Origin of the sequence: Sulfitobacter sp. G21635-S1 (genome assembly GCF_027213915.1) — a bacterium.
Taxonomy (GTDB): domain Bacteria; phylum Pseudomonadota; class Alphaproteobacteria; order Rhodobacterales; family Rhodobacteraceae; genus Sulfitobacter.
Map to the genome: position 1 here is coordinate 51,043 of NZ_JAPWGV010000031.1, position 19,523 is coordinate 70,565.

General features: G+C 60.0%; 22 protein-coding genes. 9 read left to right on the plus strand and 13 right to left on the minus strand.

Annotated elements, in window-relative coordinates; translation table 11 throughout:
* Positions 1–390: 390 nt before the first annotated feature.
* Positions 391–2,718 carry a heavy metal translocating P-type ATPase gene (locus O4H53_RS23105; RefSeq protein WP_111550081.1) on the minus strand — a complete coding sequence of 776 codons (2,328 nt, stop codon included), beginning with the start codon at positions 2,716–2,718 and terminating at the stop codon, positions 391–393.
* A gap of 216 nt (positions 2,719–2,934) precedes the next feature.
* Here O4H53_RS23105 and O4H53_RS23110 point away from each other — a divergent pair, with 216 nt between their 5' ends.
* Together O4H53_RS23110 and O4H53_RS23115 are read left to right on the plus strand one after the other, a co-directional pair.
* Positions 2,935–5,286: a heavy metal translocating P-type ATPase gene (locus tag O4H53_RS23110; RefSeq protein WP_190325599.1), complete on the plus strand. Its 2,352-nt coding sequence runs from the start codon at positions 2,935–2,937 to the stop codon at positions 5,284–5,286.
* A 61-nt stretch (positions 5,287–5,347) separates the two neighbouring features.
* Complete coding sequence (locus O4H53_RS23115; protein WP_067293139.1) at positions 5,348–5,848, plus strand: L,D-transpeptidase family protein; 501 nt, start codon at positions 5,348–5,350, stop codon at positions 5,846–5,848.
* Positions 5,849–5,873: 25 nt separating this feature from the next.
* On the opposite strand, the gene O4H53_RS23120 is transcribed toward O4H53_RS23115, so the two are convergent.
* The 11 genes from O4H53_RS23120 to O4H53_RS23170 form a co-directional block, all read right to left on the minus strand.
* A complete protein-coding gene (locus O4H53_RS23120) occupies positions 5,874–6,038 on the minus strand; it encodes a hypothetical protein (RefSeq protein ID WP_170134538.1) in 165 nt (54 codons plus the stop codon).
* Positions 6,035–7,531: an apolipoprotein N-acyltransferase gene (lnt, locus tag O4H53_RS23125; protein WP_238372961.1), complete on the minus strand. Its 1,497-nt coding sequence runs from the start codon at positions 7,529–7,531 to the stop codon at positions 6,035–6,037. The genes O4H53_RS23120 and lnt overlap by 4 nt, the downstream gene beginning before the upstream one ends.
* Positions 7,532–7,576: 45 nt before the next feature.
* Positions 7,577–8,053 carry a signal peptidase II gene (lspA, locus tag O4H53_RS23130; protein WP_067293102.1) on the minus strand — a complete coding sequence of 159 codons (477 nt, stop codon included), beginning with the start codon at positions 8,051–8,053 and terminating at the stop codon, positions 7,577–7,579.
* A gap of 3 nt (positions 8,054–8,056) precedes the next feature.
* A complete protein-coding gene (locus O4H53_RS23135; protein WP_090270173.1) occupies positions 8,057–8,839 on the minus strand; it encodes a ZIP family metal transporter in 783 nt (260 codons plus the stop codon).
* Positions 8,840–8,849: 10 nt separating this feature from the next.
* On the minus strand, positions 8,850–9,302 hold the full coding sequence (locus O4H53_RS23140; RefSeq protein WP_067293107.1) for a DUF411 domain-containing protein: 453 nt from the start codon (positions 9,300–9,302) through the stop codon (positions 8,850–8,852).
* Between the two features lie 20 nt (positions 9,303–9,322).
* Entirely contained in the window at positions 9,323–10,639 is a 1,317-nt protein-coding gene (locus O4H53_RS23145) for a M23 family metallopeptidase (RefSeq protein WP_190325601.1), read from the minus strand.
* A gap of 29 nt (positions 10,640–10,668) precedes the next feature.
* Entirely contained in the window at positions 10,669–11,292 is a 624-nt protein-coding gene (locus O4H53_RS23150) for an SCO family protein (RefSeq protein WP_111550079.1), read from the minus strand.
* Between the two features lie 8 nt (positions 11,293–11,300).
* Positions 11,301–11,732, minus strand: coding sequence for a copper chaperone PCu(A)C (locus O4H53_RS23155; protein ID WP_067293146.1), 432 nt, complete (start codon positions 11,730–11,732; stop codon positions 11,301–11,303).
* A gap of 70 nt (positions 11,733–11,802) precedes the next feature.
* Positions 11,803–12,465, minus strand: a complete 663-nt coding sequence (locus tag O4H53_RS23160; protein ID WP_111550078.1) for a DsbA family protein — start codon at positions 12,463–12,465, stop codon at positions 11,803–11,805.
* Positions 12,462–12,905 (minus strand): disulfide bond formation protein B, encoded by a 444-nt coding sequence (locus O4H53_RS23165; RefSeq protein ID WP_007120864.1) that lies wholly within the window; start codon positions 12,903–12,905, stop codon positions 12,462–12,464. The genes O4H53_RS23160 and O4H53_RS23165 overlap by 4 nt, the downstream gene beginning before the upstream one ends.
* The gene (locus O4H53_RS23170; protein ID WP_067293115.1) at positions 12,902–13,510 is read right to left on the minus strand and encodes an SCO family protein; all 609 of its coding nucleotides are present in this window, start codon (positions 13,508–13,510) and stop codon (positions 12,902–12,904) included. The genes O4H53_RS23165 and O4H53_RS23170 overlap by 4 nt, the downstream gene beginning before the upstream one ends.
* A gap of 178 nt (positions 13,511–13,688) precedes the next feature.
* Here O4H53_RS23170 and O4H53_RS23175 point away from each other — a divergent pair, with 178 nt between their 5' ends.
* From O4H53_RS23175 to O4H53_RS23205, 7 genes are all read left to right on the plus strand, one after another.
* Positions 13,689–14,117, plus strand: a complete 429-nt coding sequence (locus tag O4H53_RS23175; RefSeq protein WP_024099356.1) for a MerR family transcriptional regulator — start codon at positions 13,689–13,691, stop codon at positions 14,115–14,117.
* Positions 14,084–14,440 carry a YnfA family protein gene (locus O4H53_RS23180; protein WP_205387933.1) on the plus strand — a complete coding sequence of 119 codons (357 nt, stop codon included), beginning with the start codon at positions 14,084–14,086 and terminating at the stop codon, positions 14,438–14,440. The genes O4H53_RS23175 and O4H53_RS23180 overlap by 34 nt, the downstream gene beginning before the upstream one ends.
* 113 nt (positions 14,441–14,553) lie before the next feature.
* Complete coding sequence (locus O4H53_RS23185) at positions 14,554–15,171, plus strand: cation transporter (RefSeq protein ID WP_024099354.1); 618 nt, start codon at positions 14,554–14,556, stop codon at positions 15,169–15,171.
* Positions 15,172–15,257: 86 nt separating this feature from the next.
* Complete coding sequence (locus tag O4H53_RS23190; RefSeq protein ID WP_067293121.1) at positions 15,258–16,028, plus strand: transglutaminase-like domain-containing protein; 771 nt, start codon at positions 15,258–15,260, stop codon at positions 16,026–16,028.
* Positions 16,018–16,926, plus strand: coding sequence for a cation diffusion facilitator family transporter (locus O4H53_RS23195; protein WP_093734380.1), 909 nt, complete (start codon positions 16,018–16,020; stop codon positions 16,924–16,926). The genes O4H53_RS23190 and O4H53_RS23195 overlap by 11 nt, the downstream gene beginning before the upstream one ends.
* Positions 16,919–17,476, plus strand: coding sequence for a methyltransferase family protein (locus O4H53_RS23200; RefSeq protein WP_040652314.1), 558 nt, complete (start codon positions 16,919–16,921; stop codon positions 17,474–17,476). The genes O4H53_RS23195 and O4H53_RS23200 overlap by 8 nt, the downstream gene beginning before the upstream one ends.
* Positions 17,477–17,584: 108 nt before the next feature.
* A complete protein-coding gene (locus tag O4H53_RS23205) occupies positions 17,585–18,175 on the plus strand; it encodes a L,D-transpeptidase (RefSeq protein WP_067293148.1) in 591 nt (196 codons plus the stop codon).
* 370 nt (positions 18,176–18,545) lie between these two features.
* Here O4H53_RS23205 and O4H53_RS23215 read toward each other — a convergent pair whose 3' ends face one another.
* Positions 18,546–19,211 (minus strand): L,D-transpeptidase, encoded by a 666-nt coding sequence (locus O4H53_RS23215; RefSeq protein ID WP_067293124.1) that lies wholly within the window; start codon positions 19,209–19,211, stop codon positions 18,546–18,548.
* Positions 19,212–19,523 lie beyond the last annotated feature (312 nt).

Sequence of the window (19,523 nt, forward strand, 5' to 3'; positions counted from 1 at the left end):
TCCGCATGTTGTCGGTGGGCTGCCGCCTCGGCCCGTGAGAACTCTGCGCTTCCGGGGCCCCGCAAGCTCGCTAGAGTTGCTCGTTCCAGCCCCAGCACAATCGGGGCTACCCGACATTGCATCGTCGAAATGCAAGCAGCATCGCATTCCGGCATGTCCGGGCAGTCATCTGGACAGCAATCGCTTTGCATGACCATCGAAGACCCTGAATCCACGCTTGAAATGGACGCATGGCCGATTTGCGCCAGAACAACGCCAATCAAAAGAGTAAGCAGAAAAAGGCGCGTTTTGAGTATCATCGGTCAGCTATGTTGGATTTCTGACAGACCAGCAATACACGTTTTGCTGAAATGGATAATTGACCGACTTCACGTTCAAATCGCGGACCCGCTAAAGCTTCAATCGCCTCAGCCTGAGAGCGTTTGCGATGACCGAGACTGAAGAAAGGCTCATCGCGGCTGCGGCGATCATTGGTGACATTAATAGGCCGAAGACCGGGTAGAGGACCCCTGCCGCGATTGGAACACCGAGCGTGTTATAGGCAAACGCCCAGAACAGGTTCTGGCGAATGTTGCGGATCGTCGCCACCGCCAGTGTCCGCGCCTTGACGATGCCGTTCAGATCCCCGCGCAACAGCGTGATGCCCGCACTTTCAACCGCCACGTCCGCGCCCGTACCCATGGCAAGGCCGACGTCCGCAGCGGCCAGGGCTGGCGCGTCGTTGACACCATCACCCGCCATCGCGACCTTTCTGCCTTCGGCGTGCAGCTCGTCCACCAGCGCCTTCTTATCTTCCGGCAGAACGCCGGCCCGAACCTCGTCGATTCCAAGCCGCTGCGCCACGGCCCTGGCGGTGCGTTCGTTGTCACCTGTCGCCATGATGATCCGCAGACCTGCCTCGTGCAGCACCTTGATGGCTTCGGCAGTCGACTCCTTGATCGGGTCGGCCACTGCGACGATGCCGGACAGCTTACCTTCAATGGCTACGAACATGGCGGTCTTACCCTCGGCCCGTAGAACATCTGCCGCTTCCTCCGCCGCAGATGTGTCGAGAGACATGTCGCGCATCATTGCGGTATTTCCAAGTGCGACAGCCCGCCCCAAGACAGTTCCGCGCACGCCTTTTCCGGTCACCGCCTCGAAGTTTTCGGCATTGCCGACCTTAATACCCTTCTCCTTCGCACCCTCCACGATGGCCTCCGCCAACGGGTGCTCCGAGCCTTTTTCCAGGGCGGCAGCTAGGGTTAGAATGGTTTCCTCGCTTTCGTCGCCCAGAGCGGCCACATCGGTCAGCTTCGGCTTCCCCTCGGTCAGGGTACCCGTCTTGTCCACGATCAGCGTATCGACCTTGGCCATGCGTTCCAGAGCTTCGGCGTCCTTGATCAGCACACCCGCCTGTGCACCGCGCCCCGCGGCCGTCGTGATCGAAATCGGGGTCGCCAGACCCAGAGCACAGGGGCAGGCGATGATCAGCACCGACACCGCCGAGGCAATGGCAAAGACCAGAGCAGGTTCGGGTCCGAAGCTCAGCCACGCGACGAATGCGAGCAGCGCGATCAGGACAACGGTCGGCACGAAGTAGGATGAGACCTTGTCGGCAAGACCCTGAATCGGCGCGCGGGACCTACGCGCGTTCGAAACCATCTCGACGATCTGGCTCAGCATCGTGTCGGCACCCACGCGCGCGGCCTCGATGACAAGGGATCCGTTCTTGTTGATCGTGCCGCCGGTGACGGTATCGCCGGGACCTTTTTCGACCGGCAGGGGTTCGCCGGTGATCATGCTCTCGTCGATGGACGACGTACCGTCCATGACCGTGGCGTCGACGGGGATCGCGTCGCCTGGGCGGACCCGCAGACGATCCCCCTCAACGATGTTTTCCAGCGGCGCGTCATACTCTGTGCCGTCGGGCAGGATACGTCGCGCGGTTTTCGGGGCCAGGTCGAGTAGTGCCCGAATGGCATCGCCGGTCCGTTCCCGCGCCCTCAGCTCCAGAACCTGCCCGACAAAAATCAGGGTGATGATGACAACGGCGGCCTCAAAGTAGGTGCCGACGCCCGCGCCCATCCGGTAGACCTCCGGAAACACGCCCGGAAGGAACGTAGCCACCAGCGAATAGATGTAGGCCGCACCGACACCGATGGCGATCAGTGTCCACATGTTGGGCGAGCGGTTCATGATCGACGCCCATCCCCGCTCGAAGAAGGGTTTCGCCGCCCATAGGACGATTGGTGTCGCCAACGCGAACTCGACATAGGTCGCCAGTTGATGCCCGATCCAGTCTCGGACGGGCAGACCGACCAACTCCCCCATGGTTAGGATGACCAGGGGAACGGCCGCGGCGGCACTGATCCACATGCGGCGGGTGAAGTCGGTCAGTTCCTGACTGGGTTCATCCGACGGTAACATCGGTTCCAGCGCCATGCCACAGATCGGGCAAGATCCGGGTTCATCACGTACGATATCAGGGTGCATCGGGCATGTATACTGCGCGCCTGCTTGTGACGTCATGCGACGATCCGATGCCTTGCCAGAGGCGTAGTAAACTGGATCAGCCTTGAACTTGGTATGGCACTTGTCGGAGCAGAAATAGAAAATTTCACCGTCATAATCTGCACGGCGTGCGTCCGGAGAAATTGTGACGGACATGCCGCACACCGGATCCACGGCATGATCCGACGACCGCTCTGACGCATCCTTGCCTACTATCTGATCCATTTCCCAGCCTTTCAAAAACTACACTGGGACCGCAAATAGTGCTTCCCGTAGATGGAAGGTCAAGTCCAATCGCCTCGCTGTCGCGCCCGAACAGTTCAGAGGAGGTACAGTGCTGATTGTGATGGCCTTAATCACAGAACATCCCAAGAAACTTCTTGAACCTCTAGCAACTGAAGCTCCTATCTTTGGCTCAACGCTTATTCTCAGAGGTTTCCCATGTCCCACGACGGTCCAGACACGCATCCGCACGGTCATCAGGATGATCGCAAAGACACAAAGGCTTGCTGTGGCCAGACGGCCGAAGACACCGCGCAGGTGGCAGCACCTCCACCATCCTCCGGACGCAGTTTTCGCGTTAACGGGCTGGATTGTGCGGAAGAGGTCGCGATCCTGAACAAGGTCGTCGGGCCGGAAGTCGGCGGCAGCGAGCATCTGGCCTTCGATGTGATCAACGGGCGCATGACCATCCTCAAAAGCGCCAAACCGCTCAGCGACGATAAGATCATCAAGATCGTCGGCTCGACCGGTATGAGCGCGAAGATGTGGGATGCCGAAAGCGCCGAAGCGGATCAGGCGGCGCATTTCGCACGTCAACGCCTCTTCACCGGACTCAGCGGCGGCTTCTGGGCCGCGGGGTTCCTTTACCACATCGTCGAGACGGGGGCGGGCGGCGCGCTGCGGCTCTTCTCCGGTCATGGCGAGACGTCTATGCCTCTGGTCGAGATGGGGCTGTTCATGCTGGCGGTGGTGTTCGGAGCCTGGCTGGTCGCCCCCAAAGCATGGTCCGCCGCGCGTAGATTGTCGCCTGACATGAACCTCCTGATGATCGTTGCCGTAGCCGGTGCGATCGGGCTGGGCGAGTTTTTCGAGGCGGCGACGGTCGCATTCTTCTTTGCTCTGTCCCTCGCTCTCGAATCCTGGAGCGTGGGGCGTGCGCGCAACGCGGTCTCGGCCCTGTTGGACCTGGCACCACCCACGGCGCGCGTCATTCGCGCCGACGGATCGGAGACCGATGTTCCTGCGGCTCAGGTTGCGATCGGTGACCGCTTCGTAGTGCGCGGCGGAGACCGCATCCCGCTCGACGGAGAGGTGACCGAGGGTCGCGGCGATGTCGATCAGGCTCCGATTACAGGGGAAAGCGCACTGGTCGCCAAGGAAACTGGCGACGAAGTCTATGCAGGGACGATCAACGGTGATGGCACGCTGACGGTCAGGGCCACCAAGGCCGCAGGCGATACCGTGCTATCGAAAATCATCCGCATGGTAGGCGATGCGCATTCGCGCCGGGCCGAGGTGGAGCAATGGGTCACGAAATTCGCCCGCATCTACACGCCCATCGTGATGGCGCTGGCGATTCTAATCGCCGTCGTTCCGCCGCTGCTGTTCGCGGGGGCATGGAATTACTGGTTCTACAATGCGCTGGTTCTTCTGGTAATCGCTTGCCCCTGTGCGCTCGTGATTTCTACGCCGGTCTCCATCGTCGCTTCGCTCGCGGCCTCGGCACGCAATGGCGTGCTGATCAAGGGCGGTGCCTATGTGGAGGCTCCGTCACGCCTGACAGCTCTGGCAATGGACAAGACCGGGACGATCACCATGGGAGAACCGGAGGTCGCGGGCCTGCATCCTTTAGGCGGCACGGTCGAACGCGACCTTCTGAGCGCCGCTGTCGCGTTGGAAGCCCGCTCTTCGCATCCTCTGGCGCGGGCCATCCTGGCGCGCGGCGAACGCGACGGGTTGAAGCAGTCGGCGGCTACCGACACCAAAACGGTGCCGGGCCGCGGTGTCGAGGGAACCTGGGAGGGTCAGCCCGTCTGGCTCGGCTCGGATCGATTTGCGACCGAGAAGGGGCTTGGCGAAGCGATCCCCCGCGACCTGCTGGAACGGATCGAAGGGGCTGGCAGCACACTCGTTGCCGTAGGCTCCGCGGACCGCCTGCTGGGCCTGATCGAACTGCGCGACCGCATCCGCCCGGATGCGAAGGTGGTCGTGGCACGCCTGCATGCCCAGGGCGTAAAAAAGATCATCATGCTGACCGGCGACAATGAACGCACGGCGCGCGCCGTGGCGGCGGAAGTCGGCATTGACGAGGTGCGCGCGGAACTGCTGCCCGAAGACAAAGTGACGGCAATCGAGGAACTCGTTGCCAACTATGATGTCGTGGCAATGATTGGCGACGGTGTGAACGATGCACCTGCCATGGCGCGGGCGCATTTCGCCATCGCCATGGGTGCGGTCGGATCGGATGCCGCCATTGAGACCGCCGATATCGCGCTGATGACGGACGACATCGCCAAGGTGCCATGGCTGATCGGGCATTCGCGCCGCACCATGAACGTCATCCATCAGAACATCGCAATTGCGCTTGCGACGAAGGCGCTGTTCGTCGGGCTGACAGCGTTCGGCATGGCAACAATGTGGGGTGCCATCGCTGCGGATGTCGGCGTTTCGCTACTGGTAGTCGCCAACGCGCTCAGGCTGCTCCGGGCCAAGAAGGACCGGCCGGACGGGTCCGGGGGAGAGCAAGTGGGAGAGAAGATGGCGCAGGGAGCCCTAGCCCACGGCCATTGATTGATCAGGCATACCGATACCGATATGAGTGGACAGGTAAAAAGATCGAGCGGACGACATGATGAAAACGACACGACGAACGGCACTCTTGGGCGGACTTGCACTTGGCCTTGCAGGGTGCGCCAGCAAATTCCGAACCTACGAGGGGCCCGAGGTCACCCGGTTGCAGATGTTCAAAGGTGACCGGAACCTGTTCCTGTTCGACAATACCTCGGTCCTGAAAGCCTACAGGATAGACCTCGGTTTCGCGCCCGAGGGGCCCAAGCGGTTCGAGGGTGACGGGAAAACGCCCGAAGGGGCTTATACCGTCGACCGACGCAATCCCGACAGTCTGTTCCATCTCTCCATCGGAATCTCTTATCCGAACGAGGCCGATATCGCCTTCGCCGCTGCACAGGGACGTGAGCCAGGCGGCGACATTTTCATCCATGGCGGGCCACGACCCGGGATCGACGCGATCAAGCCAGACTGGACGGCGGGTTGCATCGCGGTGTCGGACCGCGAAATTGAGGATATCTACGCGATGGTGCGGGACGGGACGCCAATCGACATATTCGCCTAGCGCCTATCCGGCCTTGGACGGCGGTTCATAGAACCCGTGCAAGAACGATCGAGGCGAACAACGCCAGGAGTCCGAATGCGATCGCGGAACTTGCCGCGTACTGGGCGATGTCCAGCCTGTTGCCGCCACGCTTCTTGGCGAGATATCCGCCCCATGCGGCGCCGGCCAATGCTCCGAAGATCACGATCACGGTGCCTTTTCCTTTCCAATAGTCAACCCAATGGCACCCGCGATGCACGCTGCCAAAACGAGCAGGAACATCATCTGCCCGTATTTCGCGAATGACGTGGCCGGGAGCGCAGCTGGCAAGCGGGCGTCCAAGAAGCCGGTCTCATCCAGCCCAAGGCGGGCGACGATGCGGCCGTACCCATCGATAACTGCTGAAATGCCCGTGTTGGCCGCGCGAACCATCGGCAGCCCCTCTTCGACCGCGCGCATCCTGGCAGAGGCCAGATGTTGCCGGGGACCGAGAGACGCACCGAACCAAGCGTCATTGGTGGCGTTGAATATCCAGTCCGGACGCGAAGCGGCGTCTACGACACGTCCCGGAAAAATCGCCTCGTAGCAGATCGAAAGGCCGACCGGAGATAAACCGGGTAGCTCAACGGTCTGAGGGCCGGGACCGGGAGTGAAGTCCCCAAGCCCAATTGTCAGTCGCTGGAGCGGAAGAAAACCCCGCAGGGGAACGTATTCCCCGAACGGCACGAGATGATGCTTGGCGTATCTCGTGACGATCCGTCCGGTCTGATCGACCGCGAGGATCGAATTTCTATAGCGTGTGCCAGTGCCGGCCGACTCGCGCGTCTGCGCACCGGTCAGAAGAACACGGCCCTCAGGCAGACGTTCGGCAATTTGATCCAACATTTCAGGATTCTCATCAAGATAACCGGGAAATGCACTTTCAGGCCAGAGAAGGACGTCGAAGCTGCCAGACTGCGCGGACAGGTCCAGATAGCGGGATATGTTCCGGTCGCGGAACGCGGGGTCCCATTTCTCCGTCTGAAGAATGTTTCCCTGAACGGTCCTGACGGTTGTGTCTGTTGGCGGTGTGGTGGCCATAAGGCGAACCGTACCGAGGGTTCCGGCACCCCCCACCACCGACATGAAAACAAATGCGGCGAACGCATTTTGCCGACGATTCCGCATGAGGAGCGTTACGGGCAGGACCGACAGCAGAACTGTGAGGAGGCCAAGTCCGTAGCTGCCAACCCATGCGGCCATTTGGCGTGGAATATCGTAGTCGGCCCACGTGTAGGCAATAAGGTTCCAGGGGAAGCCTGTCAGCATGGTGCCGCGCAGCCATTCCGAAACCGACCAGCAGACCGCGAAGATCAATGCGCCGGAGACACCTTTCGTCCTGCTCCATGCGAACGCTGCCATTGCCGCCGCTGGGAACAGCGCAAGGCCGGCGGCCAGTCCAGCCACCGCAGGAACGGCCATCCAGGCGAGCCGCTCCGGGTCGACGAAAAAGCTCTCCGCGATCCAGGACAATCCGAACAGGAAGTAGCCAACGCCGAACGCCCATCCGGCAAGTCCGGCCCGCATGCGGCTCTCTCCGACCGTGAGGAGATACAGCGCGCCAAACGCGACGGGCAAAAGCACCGGCATCGAGAATGGTGGCAGAGCGAGAACCGCCAAAGCGCCGAGGCCGAATGCACAGAATGTGAGGATGATACCTGACATTCCGGAAATGCGGAGAACAGTGATGCCGATTGAAATCACCGAGATCTATCTTGAGGTTTCGGACGCAGCGACCTTTTCGCGCCCCGAGAAGATCAGCAAAATCCCGACGCCGCAGACCACGAAGACATCCGCAAGGTTGAACGCTGGCCAATGCGCCGTTCCGAGATAGAAATCCAGAAAATCGGTCACCCCTCCAAAGCGAAGACGGTCCACGATATTCCCAAGAGCGCCGCCGATCACCATGCCGTAGGCAACCGCCTCGGCTGCCTGCGTTGCCCGGATCAGTGAAACGACGAGGAACAGAACGACGGCGGTGGCGACCAATGCAAGGACCCACCACGGCACATTTTGAAAGAACCCAAAGGTCACGCCGTAGTTGCGGTGGAAGATCAGGTTAAAGCCGGGGAATACAGCGACGCCGGTGGCGAGCGCTTCTGCGTTCGCAAGCACGAACGCCTTCGATGCCTGATCGGCGGCGAGCGCCGCGACAGCTGTACAAATGCCGATGGAACGAGTTGCCATGGATCACCCCAACCAGACATCGAGGAACAGCATGACGACGAGCCCGATCGCGAGCCCGGTCGTCGCCTGCTTCTGGTGGCCGCTGCGATGGGTTTCCGGGATGATCTCGTGACTGATGACGTAAAGCATCGCACCCGCCGCAAAAGCCAGACCCCAGGGCAGGAGAGGCTGCGCCACGACGATCACCGCGGCACCGAGAAAACCTGTGACGGGTTCGACCAGACCGGTCAGTGCCGCAATGCCAAAGGCGCGGCCCGCCGAGTATCGCTCGCCCAGTAGGGCGACTGCAACAGCCAGCCCTTCAGGCGCATTCTGCAATCCGATCCCGAGAGCGACGGGAAATCCGCCTGTAAAACCATCAGCTCCGAACGCAACGCCGACGGCCAAACCCTCCGGCGCATTGTGGATCGTGATGGCGATGATGAAGAGCCAGACACGGCGCAGCGAGACCGCCTCCGGGCCTTCGCGCCCGCTGCTGAAATGCTCATGCGGGATCATTTCGTTCATCATGGCGACCGCGCCCATGCCCATCAGGATCGCAGCACAGACGATCAGCGCCGGTATCGCGCCATCCCCGTATCGGCCCTCCGCTGCGTCGAGTGCCGGTATAATGAGAGAAAAGAAAGACGCGGCAAGCATGACCCCGGCGGCAAAGCCGAGCGAAATATCGCGCCATTTGCGTGAAGGGGTCTTGCCGAGAAGCACGGGCGTCGCCCCGACGGCGGTCATGAGACCGGCGGCCAGGCTGCCTAGAAAGCCCAGTGCGACTGGTGAGAGTGTTGTGATTTGCTCCACTTTAACTCGCCGGATAGGACGAAAAGATCTCAGTGGAGCCGTCGGATTTCACCAGAAAGACATCGTAGGCTTCGGCAGCGTCGCCGAAATCCATGCCGGGCGAGCCGATGGGCATGCCGGGCACGGCCAGGCCTATGGCATCGGGACGTTCTTCAAGCAGTCGAGTAATATCGGCTGGCGGAACGTGACCCTCGATGGTGTAGCCTTCGACGGTCGCCGTGTGACAGGAGAACATATCGACGGGAATACCGCGATCCATCTTCAGACGGATCAACGCCCCGCCCATATTCTCACCTTCAGGGGCAAAATCGGCCTCGGACAGCTTTTCCATCCAGGCAAGGCAACAACCGCAGCCGCGCGTCTTTCCGACGTGGATAGCGGTCTGGGCGGTCACGGCCGTCGCGGCAACAATCATGAGGGTCGCAGCCGCCAAGGTTTGAAACCTGTTTTTCATCGTAATTCCTGTCAAATTAGTCATGTGTCTTCGCGAAGAACGGTCACGAACCGTGTGCGCGTCGCTTCAAGGATTTCAGTGGCGTCCGCAGTGTCGAAATTTTCCACAGAGGCGAGCAATTCCTCCCCGAGCGGATCGATAGGTCGGCCGTCCACGCGCACTTCGTAGTGAAGGTTCGGAGCTGTCGCCGTGCCTGTCTCACCGACCTGGCCAATCGTTTCGCCCGCGACCACGCGGTTTCCGACGGCCAGACCCTCCGGCACAGCGCTGAGGTGCGCATAGCGGGTCATTGTGTCTGACCCGTGCGCGATCTCGACCACCCGGCCATACCCGCTCCGCCATCCGATGAAGGAGACCCGTCCGGGTGCGGTCGCTGCAATCGGTGTCCCCGCAGCGGCGGCATAATCGACACCTGTGTGCATCCGCAGATTGCCGTAGATCGGATGCTTGCGCTGCCCGAAGACCGACGACAGTCGTGCGCCTTCCACCGGCGGCGCGACCGTCCGCAGGATTTCATCATTCAAATAGACCGTTGCCCGCCCGCTGTCTTCGGCTGACCAGAGGATTTCGAAGCGGTCGTCGGCCAGATCGAGGGCCGCATAGGAGATTGACGGTTGACCGACCTCTGAACCATCGCGAAGGACGGTCTGACCCCAAAGAATATTCAGGGTCTCTCCGCCTTGAAGATCCCTGCGAAAGTCGACCGTTTCCCCGAGGATTTGTGCGAGATCGACGGCAAAACGGGCCGGGACGCCTGCTCGATCCAGCGAAGCGTAGATCGACCCGTTTACCAGCAGCTGGCTCGCACGCTCGACTGTCAACGCGCTCGGCGTTACCGTCCGACTCGCAATGGTGTCGTCCAGGGTGACTTCGATCCGCACACCGTCAACGACAGCCAACGTCACAACGGATGGCGTGCCGTCCGGGCGAAAGTCGACGCTGAGACGATGGCCCGGTCGAAGGCGGCGCAGGTCGTATTCAACCGTCAGTGCCAGTGCGACTTCGGTCCGTGTTTGCGCATCCATGTCCGCGAGAGAGAGAAGCACGTCCAATGTGTCACCCGCCTCGACCGTCGCCTCCCAAGGCGGCGTGGCGAGGGCCTGAACAAGCGCCATCAGATTATCTGGCTCGGCCCGTTCCAGTGCGGGAAACTCAGGCGGCTGAAAAGCGGCCGGAAGCATATTCGGCATCGTCTCGCCAGATGCGTTGACGCCTGGTCCATCGAGAGGTTCGGGTGGACTGTCCAAGGCTTCCGGAGCCTCGGAAAAGATGTACTCGGGCGGCGCCTCCAGGATCAAAGCCCGGCTCGCTATCGTGCTGACCGCTGCCGCGGCCATTGTCGTTCCCAGAACGATATGTCTCAGTTTCAAGATTCTGCCCTCTCGGTTCTGTTCTGCATCGCGCGCCTTATCTTCGGCACGGCGAATTCGCGTGGTTCGTGATAGTCGATGGTGGTGACGAAGCGACCTGTTGCATCGAACAAGAAAACACCCGCCGTGTGGTTCATCGTATATTCGCCGTTTTCCCCCTCAACCTTCTCATAGGTGACACGGAAACAGTCGGCGATGGCGGCGATCTGGTTGGGCGGGCCCGTCCATCCCTGAATCTGCGGATGGAAATACGAGACATACTCGGCCATGGTCTCGACCGTGTCGCGGTCCGGATCTACGGTGATGAAAACGGTATTCAGGTCTTCGGCGTCCGGCCCAATCTCGTCGAGCCATCCGGAAATGTCCGAGAGGGTCGTCGGGCAAACGTCGGGGCAATAGGTGAATCCGAAGAAGACCAGACTCGGCTCGCCGATGAGGGTTTCCGGGCCGACATCCCGACCATCCTGATCCGTCAGGCTGAATTCCATAGCAGTCAGCGGTAGAGACCGCTTGCCCGGCGCGGCGTCAGCGCCAGGCCCATCCACCTGCCACCAGCCGACAAACAGGGCGGCAAAGACCGCCGCCGCCCCGATCGCTGCGATTTTGGCCACCCTCATCATCAGCCGGATCAGCCTTCGGGGCCGCGTGCGCCGATGCCAAGGACCGGGACGGTGATTTCAAGCTCTGTTCCATCGGAAAAGAGCAGGGTCAGCGGAAAGGTCTCCCCCTCGACGAGCGGAGATTGCAGTTGCATGAGCATGGCGTGATATCCGCCGGGTTCAAGGGCGAACATACCCCCGGGCGGGATCACGATATCGTCCGCCGGAGCCATGCTGCTGACGCCGTCAGAATTGGTTCTGGTTTCGTGGATCGAAGCCATGCCGGAGATCTCCGCGCGAAGACCGATAAGGGAGATCGGATCGCTGCCCTCGTTCCGAACGGTCAGATAGGCCCCGCCGGGCCGCGACATTCCAAGGCTCGCGCGCGCCCAGGGGCTCTCGACCACAATCGATGCGTTCTCTGACAACTGCTGCGCTGAGGATGCCATTGGCAAGCCCATCAGAAGGGCGACAGACAGGCTCTGGATTGCCTTTGCGAAGGTTTTGAACACGTTGGGTCTCCTGTTCGTTCTAGTTTGTTGCCGCAGCCTCGACTTCGGCTTGGACGAGCGACAAGAGCTGCTCCGCACTGAACTCTGGCAAAGGCTTACCGTTGACGAAGAACGTCGGTGTGCCCTGAATTCCGACAGCTTCGACGTCGGCCCGGTCCTGATTGAGGACGCCGACGATGCTGGGTGACATGATCTGATTTGCGGCGGCTTCTGTGTCCAAGCCCGCCGCTCCGGCGATCTCCATGATGCGCTCCGCTGCCGGAGCGCCGTGAGAGGCCCAGGCGGGCTGATTTTCAAGCAGCGCTTCCAGCACGGGAACAAAAACGTCCTGCAACCGGGCCGCTTCCAGCACCTTGATTGCCAGCTCGGACCCCTCGCCGTGGAACGGAGTGTAGCGCATGACGACGCGCACATCGTCGGGGTATTGCGTCAGTATCTGCTTCACGATGGGATGGAAGGCGCGGCAGGCCTCGCAGGCCGGGTCGAAGAACTCCACGATGGTCACTGGCGCATCCTCACGCCCGAGTATGGGAGAATAGGACCGAACAAGACGATCCTGTTGTTCCAGCGGAGCGGCTGTCGCCACCGGGGTCGGATCGGGGCGCGATACGAACCAGACACCAGCCACGAAAACGGCCAGTACCAGAGTGAGTATCGCGAGCAGAAGTGTCTTTCGGTTCATATTGATATCCGTCGAAGTTGAATGAGAAGGACAAGGATTGCCCCGAACGTCAGCAGGGAGAGCAGAGGGATTGGCAGGCCAAGGATCAGCATCGCGTCATCGGTGCAGGATGGCCCGGACGCCGTGCAGGGGACGATCGGCGCCGGCACGATCCCTGCGTAAAGCAGGGAATGGTAAAGGGCGACGGCACCACCCAGAACCGCGAGCGGCGCGGCATAGCGCCAGATCGAGAGGTCGGCGCGCCACGCCGCCACCCCGAGGATGATCGCGAGCGGAAACATGAAGGCACGCTGGAACCAGCACAGATTGCAGGGGGTCTGCCCCAGAACCTCTCCGATGAAGAGCACGGCAAGCGACGCGGACAAGGCGACGAACCATGCCGCGAAGAGGAAAGCCACCGGGCTCGCGGCGCTTGGCGTTGCGTCTGGGCTAGCTGTCACGCGCCGATCCTTTCGCGAAGATCAGTAACGATCAGTCCGGGTTCCTCGTCGTATTCGTAGATGCGGACAAATTCGCTTTCCGGATCGAAGAGAAGGAAGGACGACGTATGCCCCATCGTATAGCCGTCGGGCGCCGAGGCTTCCTCGATCTTCTGGTAGTAGATCTTGAAGGTCTCGGCAGTGCGTTCGATTTGGTCCGGCGGTCCGCTCAACCCAAGGATCCCCTGACCAAACTGGGGAACGTAGTTGGCCAGAGCACTTGGCGTATCCCTTTCCGGGTCAACCGTGATGAACAGGGGCTGGACGGCGGAATTTTGGGTGCCGAGCTCGTCCATGACCTGCGCGATGGTTGCGAGCCCCATGGGACACACGTCGGGGCAGTTCGCAAATCCGAAAAAGACGAGCATCCAGCGCCCTCGGAAATCCTCGTCGGTCTGCACCATACCGGTATGGTCCGTCAGCTCAAAATCCGCAGTGAAACTCTCGGCCTCAGGATCAACACGCGCGGCGACCGGTCCCTGATTGCGTTCAGTCATCCAAAGCGTGGCTGACACCGCCGCAGCGACAACCACTGCCGACCAGAGAACTATCCGGACCTTCTTCATTGCTTGCGCTACCCACCTGTTCAGTTTGTCTGTGCGCGGGATACAAGCTACAGCAGATAGAGGTTCAAGCGAAAAGTTACTTTTTGTTGTCCGAAGTCACGCCAAAGTGAAACCTTTGTCTTTTCAATGGAGTTGTCTCTTCAGTAAGCTACAGTCTTTGTAGATTGAAGGATCGCACATGCTGGCAATTGGAACACTCTCGCGGAGAACCGGAACCAAGGTTCAGACGATCCGCTACTACGAAGAAATCGGTTTGATGAACGAGGCCGGAAGGACCGCAGGCGGCCAGCGCCGTTACTTTGAAAAGGACCTCGACCGGCTGGCTTTCATCCGGCACTCACGCCAGCTCGGATTTTCGCTCGACTCCATCCGGGAGCTGCTGGACCTCTCGGACAACCCGTCCCAATCCTGCGCGGAGGCGGATTCGATCGCGCGTCGGCAACTCCACCAAGTCGAACAGCGGATCAAGCGTCTGCAAGCGCTTAAGAAGGAATTGAAACGCATGGTCGCCGAATGCGACGGTGACAGCGTTGCGGAGTGCAAGGTTCTGGAGGTCCTTCGAGACCATGCGGAATGTCTGACCGAGCACGACGAGATTGGGGCTTGAACGTCGCAATTGCCTATCCGCTAGCTGCTGTCGCAGAGATCAGCGGGTGTTTCGCTATCTGGGCGTGGTGGCGTCTTGGGGCATCACCGCTCTGGCTCGCACCCGGCATATTCGCGCTCGCGCTTTTCGGCTGGTTGCTGGCGCAGGTCGAAACCAGCGCAGCGGGCCGCGCTTTCGCAGCCTACGGCGGCATCTACATCGGGGCCTCCATGCTCTGGATGTGGTTCGTCGAGGGCCAGCGACCTGACAGATGGGACTTCATAGGGACGTCTATCTGTTTGATCGGTGCCGCGATTATTCTTTCGGTGCCGAGAGAGACGTAGATAAATTCTCTTGGATCTACAGTCGCTAGAGGTTCTATATATCTTTTTGATAGCGGCATCCGAAGAGGGCGTTTCTGCCCCCTTTCTTAGAAATCGGAAGGTTTGCCAGTTCGATGGTCGAAAGCGAATTCAGCGGGAAGAATGAAAAAGAGCGCCAGACGCTCTGGATTGTTCTCGGTCTCAATCTCGCAATCGCTGCGGGGTTCTTCGCCACGGGAGCTATCGGCGATTCCAGCGCCCTGATCGCCAATGGTCTCGACAACACATCCGACAGCCTCGTCTATGGCATCAGCCTACTGGCCTTGTCCCGGTCGTCGAAGTGGAAGCGGGGTGCCGCGAACGTATCCGGCGGATTGCTTCTGATCTTTGCGGTTGGCATTCTGATTGACGCTTGGCGGCGCTATGTCGGCGGTTCCGAACCGCTCGGAACTCTGATGATCGCAATGTCGCTGATCGCTGCGGTCGTCAACCTCGCCTGCATCTGGCTGCTCGGGCGACTGAAGGAACCGGACGTGAACATCCGGGCCGCCAACACCTTCAGCCTCAACGATTTCGCATCGAACGGCGGCATCCTGATCGCGGGCGGTCTCGTTTGGTGGTTGGGCAGCAACTGGCCCGACCTCGTTGTCGGGGTCGCGGTGGCTGGCATCGCGGCGTGGGGCGGCATAGGCATCCTGCGGGACGCGCATGACGAGCATCACAAGGCAGTTCACAATCACCAACCAGAATAGTCTCTCGCGTCGCGACAAGATAAAGGTTGAAGCTACAGTGACTGTAGAAACTATCATCTCTGTATAGTTGATTCTAGGAAACGCTCATGACCCCTGTTGACCCGCTGCTTTCGTCGACGCCACTCTTGGATTTCAGGCATCCTTCACTTGCCGCTCTGATCGCCGACCGGGGGTGGGGAACCTTGCCGTTGCATGATCGAATTGGTGCAATCTACGACTTCGTGCGAAACGAGATCGACTTTGGCTATAACCGCGCCGACGACATTCCTGCCTCTGAAGTACTCGACGACAGGTATGGACAATGCAACACGAAGGGAACGCTGCTGATGGCGCTTCTACGCGCTGTCGGCGTAAGATGCCGCTTGCACGGCTTCACAATCCACAAAGCGTTGCAACGGGGCGTCGTGCCTGAACTGATCTATCCGATCGCACCCGCAGAAATCCTCCACTCATGGATCGAGGTCGAGACCGAGGCAGGATGGGTCGATCTTGAGGGCTTCATCCTCGACACACCCTTCCTGTTGGCCCTGCAGCGGTCGTTTCCCGAGACACGGTCCCTATGCGGCTACGGTGCCGGGACCGACTGCTTGAGCGCACCGCCAGTCGGATGGACGGGGGAGAGTACATATATCCAGAAGACCGGCATCGCCCGCGATTTTGGAACATTCGATAATCCTGACATGTTTTATGAGCACCATCGTCAGGCGTTTGGCCCCCTGCGCGACTGGATCTATCGGCACCTCATTCGCCATTGGATGAATGCCCGCGTCAGGGCGATCCGCGCTGGTCGTTTGCCAAGCGTTCCAGGGCTCAGCCGGCCAAACCACGGCCATGAGGAGGCTTCTCGTGCCGCATGATCATGCCCATATGGAGCCTAAAGAAGGCGACCGGCGGGTTGCCATTGCCATCTGGGCAAACGGCCTCCTGACGGTCGCGCAGATTGTCGGCGGGATACTATCCGGCAGCCTCGCGCTGATCGCGGATGCCATCCACAACTTCTCCGACATGGCGTCGCTCGTCATCGCATTCGGCGCGCGCAAGATCGCGCGCCGCCCGGCCGATGCGAAAATGACCTTCGGATATGGCAGGGTCGAGATCGTCGCCGCGCTTATCAATTATACCTCGCTGATCATCATCGGCCTTTATCTGGTCTATGAGGGCGCGATGCGGTTTGTTGATCCGCCCGAAGTCGCGGGTTGGACCGTGGTCATCCTGGGCAGTGTGGCGCTGTTCATCGATACCCTCACCGCGTGGCTGACCTATTCGATGCAGAAAGGCAGCGTGAACATCCGGGCGCTGTTCCTCCACAACCTCAGCGATGCGCTGGCGTCTGTGGCCGTGATCGTCGGTGGCGTTCTCATCCTTCTCTACGATGTCCGCTGGGTTGATCCGGCGATCACCATCGGGATTGCCGCCTATATCCTCTGGCTCGCCTTCAGCGAGATCGGTGGCCCGATCCGCACCCTGATGTTGGGAAGCCCGCCCGATATCGACACGGACAAGGTTATCGCGGCCGTGGAGGACGTGGACGGAGTCGAGGAAGTTCATCACGCACATTTCTGGCAGATGCAGGAGCATCGTGCGGCGCTCGATACCCACGTCGTAATCGCCGAGGACCGCTGGGATGACCTCGAAAACATCAAGACGGCAATCAAGACCCGCCTCGACGAGGAATTCGGGATCGACCACTCAACGCTGGAGTTTGAACGCTCAGCGACCAAACATCGGGACGCACACAGGTATGGTCATGGGTGACCTCAAAACCGTGGTTCTCGTGCTGGGTTGTGCGGCCAATCTGTTGCTGGTCGCGGGTATACTCTGGTCCATGTTCCAACCGGAGCGACGAGTCTGGCCGCCGATTCACTCTACAGGAGCCCACAAGATTGTCGTCTGGGGACTTACGTGCGTCGGCTTCGGATCTGCCATCGTTTTGGCTCTGCTAGAATGGGGTGAGCTCGACTTCCCATGGATCATACGTTGGGGTCTAGGGCTTTGTCTGATCGTTCTGGGCAATGCCGTTGTCTGGTCCGGTGTGATGCAACTTGGGATGGCGGCGACGAGTGGTGATGAAGGCGTTCTGCGGACCCGTGGCCTTTACCGGTTCTCCCGCAATCCTCAGTATGTGGCTGACATGGCGATCCTCATCGGGATCGGACTGCTCTCCGCCTCGATCCTCGCGTGGCCAGTGATTATCACCGGCGTTACTGCATTGGCACTCGCGCCCTTCGCTGAAGAGCGCTGGTTGATTGATCGCTACGGGGAAGCTTACCGAGGCTACCTCCGCACAACCCGCAGGTTTCTCTGACAGCATAAGGACAGCTGATCTCACGGCTTTGTGAGTGGCAGCCTGTTGAAGCTCTAGTGGGTGGAGGTCCGAGAATAGTCCAAACAGATAAAATTTGAGGTTTTCATGATGAAACGAGCGAACGACATGTCAGTCACGCGCAGGGCTGCGCTCCTGGGGGCCGCCGCAAGCGGCTTGGTTCTCGGAACCGGCAGGGGAGTGGCACAGACAAACGAGGGTCTGGCGACACCGGCGGTGCGAAGCAATATTTCCGGGTTTAGGGTTGCGTCCTGGCAAGATCATTTTGACAACCTGCGGAATGGCGCGATTCTCTGCGACATTGACTCCCGCGCGGTGCAGTTCTGGTCGGAAGACGAAAACGTCTACAAGCTTTACCCCTCCAGCGTCCCTCTTACGGAGGAGTTGACGCGGCGCGGTTACACCGAAATCGTTCGCAAGGTGGATGGCCCGAGCTGGCGACCTACGCCGTCGATGAAGGAGCGCAATCCCGAATGGCCGGATTTCGTTGGCCCTGGCCCCGACAATCCCCTTGGAACACACGCCCTTTATCTGTCATGGCAGTACTACCGCGTTCACGGCACAGGTGACACGCGCAAGATCGGTCGACAATCGTCGAACGGCTGCATCGGCCTCTACAACGAACATATCGAAGAGTTGTTTGGATTAGCCGAGGTTGGTACTCAGGTTAAGTTGTTCTAAGGGCGGAAATTTTAAATATGCGAATTCATCTTGGCTTACTTCTCCCAGCAGCGTTTTTGTTGGGAGCGTGTTCCGCTTCTATTCCTGGCGGGCCCGACACTGCACAAAACAGACCACTGCCGGATGCAGTCGTCGCTATGGCCGCAACGGGTCAGGATCTTCAGTCCGCGCGCCTTTTGCCGGAAGACGGCTGCTACTGGTATCTGCACAACGGTCCCGTGGAAGTTACCCTGGTGCCGCTCCGAACCCCTCGCGGAAATCCGATTTGTACCGCGCCGGCGGCCTAGCGGGGTTCAGTAATCCGAAGTGCTCCCCGGCTAGGATAAACTCCCGTCACTTTCCCTGACCGATGGTGCTTTGGTACACGGCCTCAGCTTCCCGCAGTGACACTGTCCTCGGCCGAGTAGAGGAAAGCCGTCGAACCAATATCGACGTTGGGATAAAGCTCGTTTATGTGCGCCATGACCATTCTGACGCAGCCGGAACTTGCACGACCGCCAATGCTTCTCGGCTGTGGCGTACCGTGAATGCGGAGATAAGTGTCCCGGTCGCCGAGAAAGAGATAGAGAGCTCGCGACCCAAGCGCATTCTTAGGTCCGGGCTCCATACCGTCGGCGATATCAGCGTAGAGTTCTGGGTCGCGGTCGATCATGTTCTGCGTCGGCTGCCAATGCGGCCATCTGACTTTACGCTTGATCGTGTATGTACCTGGTTCGTACAGATCACCACGAGCAATGGCGACGCCATAGCGCATGGCAGTCCCGCCCTCCTCGATCTGATAAAGGTAGCGCGCAACCGCATCGACATGAATGTCGCCCGGTGTCAGCCGGTCTTTCGCGGCCACCCGGGTCGGGAGAAACCGCGGATGTAAGCCCCAGGGGTTCGAGGTTGCCGGGTCAAAGCCGGGCGGCGTCACCTGTGCGTCCCAGGCAACCTTCTGCGATTCGGTCGGCCAGGTATTTGCCAGCACCGGGCTGGCAACCGGAGCAGAAAAGAGGGCGGCGGTGGTCATCACGAAATGTCGTCTAGTCAGCATACTATACTCTTCCAGCTTTGTCTGGCGAATGCCGTGACACGAGAAACGGCGTTTGATGTACCATAGAACCTCTACCAACTAGAGCTTCAAGGAGTTTCTTCTGACACAGATTGATTGCTCGGCTTCTACATCTTGTCGCGTGGTCGATGGCGATTATTCGAGCACTTAATATAAATTACAGTCGTATTTTACATAAACTTCATTACCAGATTTTCAGCGCGTTTTTGGGCAAGTACAGTTGCGGGTTGGAAACTCTACCTCACCCCATTGCGCCGTTTTTGCAGAGCCGCAACGCTTGCATCGAAGTCCAGC